Consider the following 11,877-nt stretch of genomic DNA (forward strand, 5'->3'; position numbering starts at 1 on the left):
CGGCCGCGGCACGGAATCGCTACGGCCGCTTACCGGTGCCGGGTATCAGATGTCGAGCGCGGCGAGTTCGAGCGCATCCAGACGCACGGGGTCCGCCACGATGTCGATCTCCGTGATCAGCCCGTCCTCGATCGTGAAGCCGAGCACGAGGAACAGCCGTCCCAGCGGGGCCATCGCCAGGCCGACCAGCCCGTCGACGAGGGCCGGCATCGTGGCCTGCGCCCGCTGCATGGCGGCCATCGCGCTCCTGGCGACGGTGACCGCGCCGCGCAGGAGGACCGGGGCGTGGGTGGGCACGACGGCCGCATCGGCCCGGAGCACCACGTCGGGGTGGAGCAGGGTGACGAGCGCGTCGAAGTTCCCGCCGCGGGTGGCGGCGAGGAAGGCCTCCACCACGAGGCGCCGGCGGCTCGGATCGGCCTCGGACGCCAGAGGTGCTCCCCGGACCCGGCGGCGGGCGCGGCTCGCGAGCTGACGGGTGGCCACGGGGGACTTCTCGATCATCGGGGCGATCTCGTCGAAGGGCACGGCGAACAAGTCGTGCAGCACGAACGCGAGCCGCTCGGCGGGAGCCAGCCGGTCGAGCACGACGAGCAGCGCCAGCCCGACGGAGTCGGCCAGTACGGCCTCCTGTTCGGGGTCGACGGTGTCCTCACGGCCGGCGACGCGGTCGGCGGGCGACGCGTCCAGGGAGTCCTCGCGGCGGGACTCGCGCGAGCGCAGCATGTTCAGGCACACGCGGGACACGACCGTCGTCAGCCATCCGCCGAGGTTCTCCACCGCACCGACGTCGGAGCGGCTCAGGCGCAGCCAGGTCTCCTGTACGGCGTCATCGGCCTCGGCGAGCGAACCGAGCATGCGGTAGGACACCGCTCTCAGATGAGAGCGGTGCTCTTCGAAACGCTCCGTCAGCCCTGAATTCCCGTCCACCGGTCCCCCCGCGTCGATCGCACCCGGTGGATCATCAAAACAGATCACGAGGCTGCTGGATAATGGCGCCCGAACAGCAGAAGCGAGTGGAGACGCCGGGCCCACGTGTGGTCCGGCAGGAGAGGGAGCCCCCGATGGACGTGCAGCACTTCGAGCGGATCACCGCATTCATCGAGGCGCGGCTCACCCCGCTGTTCGACGAGGCGACGGGCAGCGAACACGGCTTCGCCATGGACGACACCTCCCGCGCCCTGCGCGCCCTGCGCAACTCCGTCCTGGAGGCCTCCGCCATCAAGGGCCTCATCGAGAAGCGGGAATCCGCCGAGCCGGCCATGCGCCGCGTCATCGACCAGTCGGTGGAGCACAACTGGGACGTGCTGCGCGGCATCGCCCGCCAGTGGGAGGACCACGCCGACTTCCGCCACGAGTTCAAGCACCACGCGTGGGAACTCGACCACCACCACACCCCCGCGCAGGCCTGACCTCACGGAGGCGGTGCGAGCACCCCGCGCGCGGCGAGGGCCGCGCGCAGGAGCGTCGCCGTCGCCGCCTGCTCCTCGGCCGACCGCGACAGGACGCCGTTCTCGGTCATGAGGGCGTGGAACTGCTGCTGTTCGTACGGGACCCCGGGCGGCAGCGCCGCGATGTGCCAGTGCAGGTGGGCGTTGCCCTGCCGGCTCCCCAGCGAGTACAGGTAGGTCCGCTCGCAGTCGAGGACGTCCTCGACCGCGAGCGCGACCTCCCGTACGACGAGCATCAGCCGGGTGTAGGCCGCCGCGTCCAGGTCGCGGACGGCATGTTCGATATGTGCCCTGGGAGCCACCAGGACCTTTCCGGGAAGCGTGGGCCAGCGGTCGAGGAAGGCCACGTGGTGCTCGTCCTCGTGGATCGTCTCGTGCACGAAGCCGGGGTGCCCGGCGAGGTAGGCGCACACGAAGCACGGCCCGCCGCGGGTCCGTTCGACGTACGCCCGGAGATCCATCGGCTCACGGTCCATCGGTTCACGGCCCATCGGCATCGGTGTCGGCACCGACGCATCCTCCCACCGTCCCCGCCCCTCAGCGGCCGGACGGCGCATCCTGCAGGCGGCCCGTCACCACCAGGTTGCCGTCGGGGGTGCGGCGTGCGAGGTCTCCGGTGCGGAACCAGCCGTCGGGGGTGAAGGAGCGTGCGTTGAGGTCGGGCGCCCGGTAGTAGCCGCGAGGCGTGCAGGGGCCGCGGGCGATGAGTTCGCCCGGCTCGCCGTCGGGCACCTCCGCGCCGTCGGCGCCGACCACGCGGATCTCGTCGTCGGGCGAGAGCGGGCGGCCCTGTGTGGAGAGCACGCTCTCGTCCGGATCGGCGGGCCGGGTGAGCGTGAGCGGTCCCTCGGCCCGGCCCGACACCTGCTGCACGCGGCAGCCCAGTTCGGGACCCACGCGTACGGCGGTCGCCCGGGGCAGGGGAGCGCCGCCGATCTGCACGAGACGCAGACTGCTCACATCGGCCCGGACCGACGCGAGCGCGTCCAGCCAGCCCTCGGCGACGGCGGGCACCACCGACGTGACGGTGACCCGCTCCCGTTCGATGACCGGGAAGCACGCGGCGGGGTCCGCGCTCTCGGCCAGCACGACGGTGCCGCCGACCGAGAGGGTGCCGACGATGCCGGGGCAGCCGAAGGCGAAGTTGTCCCCGGCGGGCAGCGCGGCGAGGTAGACGTCGTCCTCGGTGAGCGACACCAGCCCGGCGGCGGCCCGCACCTGGTAGGCGTAGTCGTTGTGGGTGCGCGGCACGAGCGCGGGCTCCGCGCCCGCACCGTCGGAGAGCAGGAAGAAGGCCACCTGGGCGGCGCTCTGCGGGAGCGGCCGCTCCGGCGGTGAGTCGACGGAGGCCAAGGGGTAGTACTGGCAGCCCGCCGCGTCGATGCTGAAGCCGCCGTACGGGGACGCCTCGCCAGGGGCCTCCAGGGTGAACACCCGCCGCAGGAAAGGCCCTCGGGCCGCGATGTCCGCCGCCATCGCCACGAGGTCGAACCCCTCGTGGGCCGGCGGCCCGACGTGACCCACGGCCTGGCTGACCCGCACGAGGCGGGACACCTCGGCCGCCCGGTGCGTCACCGGGCAGAGCACGGGGACCACGCCGGTGCGCATCAGCGCGAAGACGGTGATGACGAACTCGGGAACGTTCGGCAGCTGGACGACGACCCGCTGCCCGGGCCGCAGGCCGCGCAGCCGGAAGCCGGCGGCCATCCGGTCCACGCGCCGGTTCAGTTGCGCGTACGTGACGCGGGTGCCGCCGTGCACGAGCGCGGTCCGCGGCCCGTGGTGCCGGGCCCAGCCGCGGAGCAGGTTGTCGAGCGTGTTGCCCTGCCAGTGCCCGGCCGCCCAGTAGCGGTCGACGAACGCCTCGGGCCAGGGGGTACAGCCGTCGAGCATGGGTGTCATTCGCTTCCTCGGGACCGACCTCGTCGTGTTGACCCCGGCAAGCCAAGCCCCCAACACGCGCCCACGCAATGCGCGTTCCGGACCATGCGCGCGCCGCGCCCTCGGTGGAACGTCCAAGGAGCCCCGTCGCCCGGGAGCACGGCCGGGACCCGGTCCGGTGTCGGTTATCGTCCTCACAAATGATCAACAACCGGGTGGGCCCGCTCCTGGCCCCGCCCGGAAGGGGGAAGAACACCATGCGCCACCGAACCGCCGTCGTGCGAGCGGCCTGCCTGGCCGCGACCGTGCTGACGACCGCCGCGCTGTCCGCCTGCGGCTCCTCCGAGCCCGTCGCCCCGCGCGAGGACAGGGCGGCCCCCCAGCCCTTCGGGAGTCCGACGACCGTGAGCGAGGACGTCCGGATCACGGCCGCCGCCGAGGGGTTCATGAAGGCGTGGATGCTCGACCCGGCCGACGTCAAGGCCATGTGCGAGCACGAAACCAAGGCGGCACGACCCAACTTCAGCGATGACGGCGGAACGGTCGACGGCTGCGTCGCCGCACGCAAGTCCCTGACCGAACGGACCCCGGAGCCGGGTGCAGCGCCGCTGCGGTTCACCATCGACCACATCCAGGACGTGAAGGCGTCCCGGAAGCACCCGGCCGGCAAGGGAGTCCTCGCCACGGGCCAGCGCGACGGTGGCAAGCCCTTCCGCTATGCGCTCCGCCTCATCCTCGAGGACGGCCAGTGGCGGGTGGAGCAGGACGAGGACGTGAGGAGCCGCTACAACCACACGGCTGACCCGGTCGCCGACGTCCTGTGGTCCATGGGGTGACCCGGCGCGGGCCGTGGCGGTCCGGCGGTCTCCGCCGTGCCGCCCGGCTCCGGCGGTCGGGGGCGGGCCGTGCTCGGGGGCGGGCCGTGCTCAGGGGGTGTCCGCCGTCTTGCGCGGGGTGGTCTGCTGGACTGCCCAGCCGTTGCCGTCCGGGTCGGAGAAATAGACGAAGGAGCCCCACGGCAGGTCCTGGATCTCGGTCACCTCCACCCCCCGGCCGCGCAGGTCCTCGTACGCCTCCTCGATGTCCGTGACGACCACCTGCATGTTGTCCAGCGACCCCGGGGTCATCCGGGTCAGCCCCCTGCCGATCGCGATCGAGCACGCCGAGCCCGGTGGGGTCAGCTGGACGAAGCGGATGTCCTCGCTGACGGTGACGTCGTGGTCGGCGTTGAAGCCGAGCTTCTCGTAGAAGGCCTTGGCCCGGTCGACATCGCTGACGGGGACGGCGACGAGTTCCAGTTTGATGTCCATCACAGCATCATGCTCCCGACACCGGTGCCTCGCCGCCCGACACCGCGAACTGGGTGCGGTACAGCTCCTCGTAGCGGCCGCCGGCCGCCAGCAGCCCGGTGTGCGTGCCCCGTTCCACGATCCGGCCGTCCTCGACCACCAGGATCAGGTCCGCCGCCTGCACGGTCGACAGCCGGTGCGCGATCACCACCGCGGTCCGGCCCGCCAGGGCCTCGCCCAGGGCCTCCTGCACCGCGGCCTCCGAGGTCGAGTCCAGGTGCGCGGTGGCCTCGTCGAGGATCACCACGCGCTGCCGGGCCAGCAGCAGCCGGGCGATGGTCAGCCGCTGCCGCTCCCCGCCCGACAGCCGGTACCCGCGCTCCCCGACCACCGTGTCCAGGCCGTCCGGCAGTGAGGCGACGAGCCCGTCGAGGCGCGAGCGCCGCAGGGCCTCCCAGATCTCCTCCTCGGAGGCCTCCGGCCGGGCCAGCAGCAGATTGGCCCGCACCGACTCGTGGAAGAGGTGTCCGTCCTGGGTGACCATGCCGAGCGTGTCGCGGATCGACTCGGCCGAAAGGTCCCGTACGTCGATCCCGCCCAGGCGGACCGCGCCCGCGTCCGCGTCGTACAGCCGGGGCAGCAGCTGCGCGATCGTCGACTTGCCGGCGCCGGAGGAGCCGACCAGGGCGACCATCTGGCCCGGCTCGGCCCGGAAGGACACCTCGTGCAGCACCTGCGTCCCGCCCCGGGCGTCGAGGGTGGCGACCTCCTCCAGGGAGGCGAGCGAGACCTTGTCGGCGGCGGGGTATCCGAAGGAGACCCGGTCGAACTCCACGGCCACCGGCCCTTCCGGGACCCGGCGGGCGTCCGGCTTCTGCGCGATGAGCGGCTGCAGGTCGAGGATCTCGAAGACCCGCTCGAAGCTCACCATTGCGCTCATCACCTCGACGCGGGCCCCGGCGAGCGCGGTCAGCGGGGCGTACAGCCGGGTCAGGAGCAGGGCGAGGGCGACGACGGAACCGGCGTCGAGCGAGCCGCGCAGGGCGTAGTACCCGCCGAGCCCGTAGACCAGCGCGAGGGCCAGGGCCGAGACGAGGGTGAGGGCGGTGATGAAGGCCGACTGGGCCATTGCCGTACGGATCCCGATGTCGCGTACGCGGGCCGCGCGGGCCGCGAACTCCGCGGACTCGTCGGCCGGCCGCCCGAAGAGCTTCACCAGCGTCGCGCCGGGCGCCGAGAACCGCTCGGTCATCTGGGTGCCCATCGCCGCGTCCAGCGCTGAGGCCTCCCGCTGCATCGCCGCCATCCGTGCGCCCATCCGGCGGGCCGGCAGCACGAACACCGGCAGCAGCACCAGCGCCAGCAGGGTGATCTGCCAGGAGATGCTGAGCATCACCACGAGGGTCAGCAGCAGGGTGACCGTGTTGGAGACCACCCCCGACAGGGTGTTGCTGAAGGCCCGCTGGGCGCCGATCACGTCATTGTTGAGGCGGCTGACCAGGGCTCCGGTCCGGGTCCGGGTGAAGAAGGCGACCGGCATCCGCTGCACGTGGTCGAAGACCGCCGTCCGCAGGTCCAGGATCAGCCCCTCGCCGAGGGTGGCGGACAGCCGGCGGGTCAGCAGCCCTAGCCCCGCCTCCGCGACCGCGATCACCGCGATGAGCAGGGCCAGCCGGGTGACCGCGCCGCTGTCGCGCCCCTCCACGATGGTGGTGACGACCCGGCTGGCGAGCACCGGCGTGGCCACCGCGAGCAGGGCGGTCACCACGCTCAGCAGAAGGAAGAGGGTGAGCCCGCGGCGGTGCGGGCGGGCGAAGGCGGCGACGCGGCGCAGGCCGGCCCGGGAGAACGGGCGACGGTCCTGCTGGGCGTTGATCGCGCTGTGGAGCGACGTCCAGGCGGTGACTTCCATGTCCATGGCTCGAACGCTAGGACCTCAACCGAGCTCGAGGTCAAGGCATGCGTTACGGACCGCCCGTACGGGAAGCCAACTCCTGCTCCATGGAGGGATATACGCGACCGCCACCCCTTGTCGGTGCCCGGTGGCATCATCGGTTCATGACGCAGGGATCCGAGTCCGTACGTTTCGGCAAGCGAACCACCGACACCGTCCTGCACCGCTTCGAGCAATGGGCCCGGGACACCCCCGGAGCCCGCGCGCTCATCGCCGGCCCGGACAGCCTGACCTACGGGGAACTGGACGCGCGCGCCGACCTGCTGGCGCGCCGTCTCCTCGACTCCGGCCTGCCGCCCGGCGGACTCGTCGCCATCGGCACCGCCCGGCAGAGCGAACTGGTCGTCGCCCTCCTCGCCGCCCTCAAGGCCGGCGGGGCCTATACCGTGATCGACGTCCGCGCCCCGCGCAGCGGGCGTCGGCAGCTCACCGCGGCCGAGCCCCACGTCCTGCTCACCGACGCCGCCCAGCAGGCCGCCCTCGACAACGGCAGCGGCTTGCGGGTGATCCGGCTCGACGCGCAGACCACCGCGATCGGCGGACCGCGCACCGAACGGCCGGCCGAGCCCTCCGGCGGGCCTTCCGGCGGGCCCTCCGGCGGGCCTTCCGCCGGGCCTTCCGCCGGGCCGTCCGCCGGGCCGTCCGCCGGGCCTTCCGCCGGGCCGTCCGCCGGGCCTTCCGGGCCGTCCGCCCCGTCACCCGGCCGCACCGCCGTCGTCCTGTTCGCCGGGGCGGCCGAGCCGCGCGCGGTCCGCGTGGGCCACGGGATGCTCCTGGCCGCCCACGAGGGCTGGGCCGAGGTGGCCCGGCCGACCCCGCAGGACCGGCACCTGTTCACGGCCGGTACGGACGTCACCGCCTTCGCCGCGGGCTGGACCCGGGCCCTGTGCTCGGGCGGCGCCCTCGTGCTCTCCCCGCGCTCCGACCGGAAGCCCGAGGACATCCGCGCGGCCCTCGAGACCGACCGCGTCACCGTCCTGCACACCGACCCGGCCGGCGCCACCCGGCTGCTGATCGAGGACGCGCCACCGGCGGCCGCCGGCCCGCCCGGCCACCGCGGTGCGGACCCCGCCTGCCGTTCGCTGCGGCTGCTCGCCGTCTCGGGCGACCGGCTCTACCTCGACGAGCAGGCCACCCTGCAGGTCCTGCTGCGCCCCGGTGCGCGCGTGCTCAACATCTACGGATCCGCGGAGTGCGCCGGCGTCGGCACCTGGTTCGAACTGGCCCAGTTGCCGCACCCGTTGGACGACCCGGAAACGATCTCCCTGCTCGGCACCGCGTTCCCCGGCTTCCGGGCCGACGTGCACGGCGGGGAGATCCGCATCGTTCCGCCGGACGGCGGTGACGCGATACCCACCGGCGACCTCGGCCTCCTCCGCGACGACGGGCTGCTGGAGTTCGGCGGCCGCATCCGGGACCGGATCACCCTGCCTGGCGGCCGCATCGTCGACCCGTACCGCGTGGAGTCCGCGATCCGCAGCCACGAGGGCATCGGCGCGGTCATCCTGAAGGGAGTGGACGGACCCCGCGGCCCGCGGCGGCTCGTCGCCTACGTGGCCCCACCGCCCGGGGGACCGACCCGGACCCCGGCGGCCGTGCTGCCGGACATCGAGGGGCTGCGCGACCACCTGGCGGGCAAGGTGCTCCGTGAGGAATCCCCGCGCACCGTGATCCGGCTGCGCAACCTGCCCCGCAACGCGGCGGGCCGGGAGGACCGGGACGCCCTGCCGCTTCCCATCCTGCCCGCGGCGGCGGCGCGGCGCGGCGGCGCCAAGTCCGGCAAGTACGGTTCCGCCCCGGGCGGCCAGGAGGGGATGCCGGCGTCCTGTGCGGCGGGCTGCGGGGGCGTCCTGGGCTTCGTCGCGCTGATCATCACCAATCTCCTGTGGCCCGGATCGACCGACCTCACCGGAGTGCCGCAGCCCTGGGCGTTCCTGTTCTCCGTCCTCTACCTCTTCGAGTGCCTCGCCTTCGGCATCGGCCTGGTGTTCCTGTTCGGCGGCCGCGCCCGGATGCTGCGTCAGCGCCGCAGCCCCGCCCTCACGGTGGCGGCCCATCTGGCCGTGTCCTACCTGCTGTTGGCCTGGTGGCCGCAGGACAACCTCTACCGGCTGGCAGCCAAACAGGACTGGCCGCTCCAGGCCGCCCTCGTCTACACCTTCAACGTCCCGCTGATGATCGCGGGCGCCGTCGCCGCGGCCTACGTCGTCGCCAGGCCGGCGGACCCCTTCGACTTCCACCCCCTCGACGACTGACCGGACCGCCGCCTGGACCGCCGGCCCGACCGCCGACCGGCAACCGACTGCCGCCCGCCCGCCGACCGGACCGACTGTCGCCCGACCGCCGACCGGACCGCCGCCGACCGGTCGGCAGTGCGGGCCGGTCACGGCGCGGCGAACACCGCCCCGACCGCCAGGGCCTCGGCCCGGACCAGCGCCTCGGCCGCGTCCAGCGCCTCCTCGCTGCGCGCGGCCACCAGCACACCCAGCCAGGGCGCGGGCTCGAAGGCACCCGTCGGGATCGCGGGAACGAACACCGCCCCGAGCCCGGCGCAGCCCCGCACCAGGGCCGCGCACAACTCGTCCAGCTGGGCCTCGGGCAGCCGCGCGCCCAGCTCCACCCGGTCGGCGATCCGTACGAGGTGACCCGCGCCCCGCAGCACGTCGAGCCGCGCCGCCACGATGAAGGCGATCGACGGCCCGGTCAGCCGCAGGTTCGTCTCGGTCGGCGCGAGCCGCCCCTCCCCGTCGGCCACGAAGTCCACGTCGAACCAGCCCCGGTAGCCGGAATCCGCCAGTTCCCGGCCCACCGCCGACCCGAAGGCGAGGAGGGGCTTCTCCGCCCAATTCGGCACCACGCCGGGCCCCACCGTCGCACCCCGGTAGCAGCCGTCGTCCGTCACGTCCATCACCGCCCCGCCGACGTCGTGTACACGGCCCGCGTCGTCGACGAACCCGTCGTACGTCAGGTCGCGCGGACCGCCGGGCCCTGCACCGGCACCCTCCCCGCCCCCGGCCGCCGGACCGCCGACGTACTCCTCCACCAGCAGCGGCCCGCGCGGCAGCCGGCGCACTACGGCCAGGGCCCCGCCCGCGGCGCGGACCTGCGCGGGGGTGACCACCGTGGTGCCCGAACCCCCGACACCGTGCTCCGATTTCAGAACAGTGCTCTCACCCGCCCTGGTCCGGGCCGCCAGCAGCCGGGCCGCCGACCATCGCCCGCGGGCCGGCCACTGCCGGGGGAGCACGATCCCCGGATGCCCGCCGTCCGCCAGGATCCGCCCGAACAGCCCGTGCGCCGCGGACTTCGACTCGTAGCGGAGCTCCCCGGGCCGCCACGGCCGGCCCGCCAGCAGACCGAACGCCGGGGTGCGCCCCCACGGTACGAGGGGCAGCCCGGCCCCGGTGAGCCGCGCGGCCAGCGCCGGCCGGGCCCGTACGGCATCGGCAAGGCCCGGATCCCCGTCCACCAGCCCGTCGTGGACCTCCACGCCGGTCCAGCCCAGCTGCCGGCAGACCAGCTCGGTCCAGCCGCTCGGCACCGCCCGCGGCAGCACCAGCACGGCCGGGTACGGGCTGTAGAAGGCGGCGAGGCAGGCGTAGTGGTGCGCGGGCCGCTGCTCCCGGTCCAGGGTGGCGTCGCCGAACTGTGCGTTGAACTCGCCGACGTTGCCCAGGTGCACGGCCCGCCCGCCACCGGTCCAGGCCCGCGCCCAGCCGGCCAGCGGGGCGGGGCTCACCTCGAAGCGGACCAGGGCGGGGGCCGGGTCCGGTGCGGCCCGGGCCACGGCCCCCATCGCCCGGTAGAACCCGGCCGCGTGCGGATCGGAGTCGATCACCAGCCGGCGCACGCCCAGCTCGGCGGCCCGCCGCAGCACGTCCCGGTACAGCAGCCGGCCCACGCCCTGTCCGACGGCCGACGGCTCCACGAAGAGCAGCCCCAGCCGTGCGAGCGGGCCGGCGCCCTCGAGAGAGGAGACCCCGAGCACCTCGCCCTGGCCGTTCTCGGCCACGACGATACGGCGGGCGGTCACGTCTTCGGCCCGGATCCGCAGCTCCTCCGCACACGCGGCGAGGAACCCGCGGTCGTAGCCCCAGTACGCCTTGGACCGCATCACCAGCCCGGTCAGGTCCTCCGCCTCGGCCGGTCGAGCGGCCCTGACCTTTACCATCTGCTGACCTCCCCATGGTCCGCGTCAAGGCCGTGCGATAGATTCGGCCTCTCCACGGCACATACTTTCCCACCCACGCGGAGACAGGCTTCTCAATGAGCGACATCATCAACGGACTTGGCCGCACCAGCGCCTACGGCGCCCTCGGACTGGTCCTGCTGATCCTCGGTATCGTCCTGGTGGACGTACTGACGCCCGGGAAGCTGCCGAAGCAGATCTGGGAGGAGCGCAACCGCAACGCGGCCCTCTTCCTCAGCTCCGCGCTCCTCGGCATCGGCGGCATCGTCTTCACCTCGATCTGGACGACGTACTCGGACTTCGGCAAGGGCCTGCTGTCCACCGCAGCCTTCGGCGTGCTCGGCCTGATCCTGATGGCGGTGGCGTTCCTCGTGCTCGACCTGGTGACCCCGGGCAAGCTCGGCGCCATCGTCGTGGACCCGCAGCCCCACCCGGCGGTCTGGGTCTCGGCGGCCTGCAACCTGGCGGTGGCCGCGATCGTCGCCGCCTCGATCGCCTGACGCGGAGCACCGTACACAACGAGAGCGCCGCTCCCCCGGGGGAGCGGCGCTCTCGCCGTATCCGGACCGCAGCCGGCGGTGTCGTCCGCCGGCCCGGTGCCGTAGCTGGCGTCGTGCGCCCGCCGGGGATTACGGGACGGCCCTTAGGGTGCTCGCATGGAACAACGCATCACCCTGGTCACCCTGGGGGTTTCCGACCTCGCTCGCGCCAAGGGTTTCTACGAGGCCTTGGGCTGGCGGGGACAGGAGGTCCAGGAGACGGTCTTCTTCCAGGCCGGCGGGCTCGCGCTGGTGCTGTGGGGCCGGGAGGAGCTGGCTCGCGACTGCGGAGTCGAGCCCGGACCGGCCGGCGGGTTCGGCGGGATCGTCCTGGCCCACAACGTCCGCTCCGAGGCCGAGGTGGACGAGCTGCTGGCCGCCGTACGACGGGCAGGAGGCAGCGTCACCAAGCCGGCGGCCGTCAACGCGATCGGGTTCTACTCCGGCGCTTTCGCGGACCCGGACGGCCATTGCTGGGAAGTGGCTCACAACCCGGGATTCCCCCTCGCCGCAGACGGCTCGGTCACGCTGCCCGACTTCGGCGGCGCGAAGACGTGATCGCACGGGTGCCGTG

At 73.5% G+C, this 11,877-nt stretch carries 11 protein-coding genes; 5 read left to right on the plus strand and 6 right to left on the minus strand.

The genetic code is table 11. From position 1 onward, the window contains the following. Positions 1-45: 45 nt before the first annotated feature. On the minus strand, positions 46-930 hold the full coding sequence (locus tag OG753_RS38045; protein WP_405792087.1) for a sigma-70 family RNA polymerase sigma factor: 885 nt from the start codon (positions 928-930) through the stop codon (positions 46-48). A 134-nt stretch (positions 931-1,064) separates the two neighbouring features. Between OG753_RS38045 and OG753_RS38050 the strand changes: the two genes are divergently transcribed. After that, positions 1,065-1,412 carry a hypothetical protein gene (locus tag OG753_RS38050; protein WP_327266322.1) on the plus strand — a complete coding sequence of 116 codons (348 nt, stop codon included), beginning with the start codon at positions 1,065-1,067 and terminating at the stop codon, positions 1,410-1,412. A 2-nt stretch (positions 1,413-1,414) separates the two neighbouring features. On the opposite strand, the gene OG753_RS38055 is transcribed toward OG753_RS38050, so the two are convergent. Both OG753_RS38055 and OG753_RS38060 read right to left on the minus strand, forming a co-directional pair. After that, the gene (locus OG753_RS38055) at positions 1,415-1,960 is read right to left on the minus strand and encodes an HIT family protein (protein ID WP_327266323.1); all 546 of its coding nucleotides are present in this window, start codon (positions 1,958-1,960) and stop codon (positions 1,415-1,417) included. A gap of 28 nt (positions 1,961-1,988) precedes the next feature. Further along, positions 1,989-3,353, minus strand: a complete 1,365-nt coding sequence (locus OG753_RS38060; protein ID WP_327266324.1) for an AMP-binding protein — start codon at positions 3,351-3,353, stop codon at positions 1,989-1,991. Positions 3,354-3,532: 179 nt separating this feature from the next. Between OG753_RS38060 and OG753_RS38065 the strand changes: the two genes are divergently transcribed. After that, a complete protein-coding gene (locus OG753_RS38065) occupies positions 3,533-4,168 on the plus strand; it encodes a hypothetical protein (protein WP_405792090.1) in 636 nt (211 codons plus the stop codon). Positions 4,169-4,258: 90 nt separating this feature from the next. Here OG753_RS38065 and OG753_RS38070 read toward each other — a convergent pair whose 3' ends face one another. Then, positions 4,259-4,642: a VOC family protein gene (locus OG753_RS38070; protein WP_327266327.1), complete on the minus strand. Its 384-nt coding sequence runs from the start codon at positions 4,640-4,642 to the stop codon at positions 4,259-4,261. Positions 4,643-4,649: 7 nt separating this feature from the next. Next, positions 4,650-6,539 (minus strand): ABC transporter ATP-binding protein, encoded by a 1,890-nt coding sequence (locus OG753_RS38075; protein ID WP_327266328.1) that lies wholly within the window; start codon positions 6,537-6,539, stop codon positions 4,650-4,652. 140 nt (positions 6,540-6,679) lie between these two features. Here OG753_RS38075 and OG753_RS38080 point away from each other — a divergent pair, with 140 nt between their 5' ends. Further along, on the plus strand, positions 6,680-8,830 hold the full coding sequence (locus OG753_RS38080; RefSeq protein WP_405792092.1) for an AMP-binding protein: 2,151 nt from the start codon (positions 6,680-6,682) through the stop codon (positions 8,828-8,830). Between the two features lie 128 nt (positions 8,831-8,958). Here the strand turns inward: OG753_RS38080 and OG753_RS38085 are convergent, their stop codons facing one another. Continuing rightward, a complete protein-coding gene (locus OG753_RS38085; protein WP_405792094.1) occupies positions 8,959-10,746 on the minus strand; it encodes a GNAT family N-acetyltransferase in 1,788 nt (595 codons plus the stop codon). Between the two features lie 95 nt (positions 10,747-10,841). Here OG753_RS38085 and OG753_RS38090 point away from each other — a divergent pair, with 95 nt between their 5' ends. Together OG753_RS38090 and OG753_RS38095 are read left to right on the plus strand one after the other, a co-directional pair. Beyond that, positions 10,842-11,264: a DUF350 domain-containing protein gene (locus tag OG753_RS38090; protein ID WP_030384867.1), complete on the plus strand. Its 423-nt coding sequence runs from the start codon at positions 10,842-10,844 to the stop codon at positions 11,262-11,264. A 156-nt stretch (positions 11,265-11,420) separates the two neighbouring features. Next, positions 11,421-11,861 carry a VOC family protein gene (locus tag OG753_RS38095; RefSeq protein ID WP_405792096.1) on the plus strand — a complete coding sequence of 147 codons (441 nt, stop codon included), beginning with the start codon at positions 11,421-11,423 and terminating at the stop codon, positions 11,859-11,861. The last annotated feature ends 16 nt before the right edge of the window (positions 11,862-11,877 follow it).

Source organism: Streptomyces sp. NBC_00029 (genome assembly GCF_045160505.1).
In the GTDB taxonomy this organism is placed as follows: Bacteria; Actinomycetota; Actinomycetes; order Streptomycetales; family Streptomycetaceae; genus Streptomyces.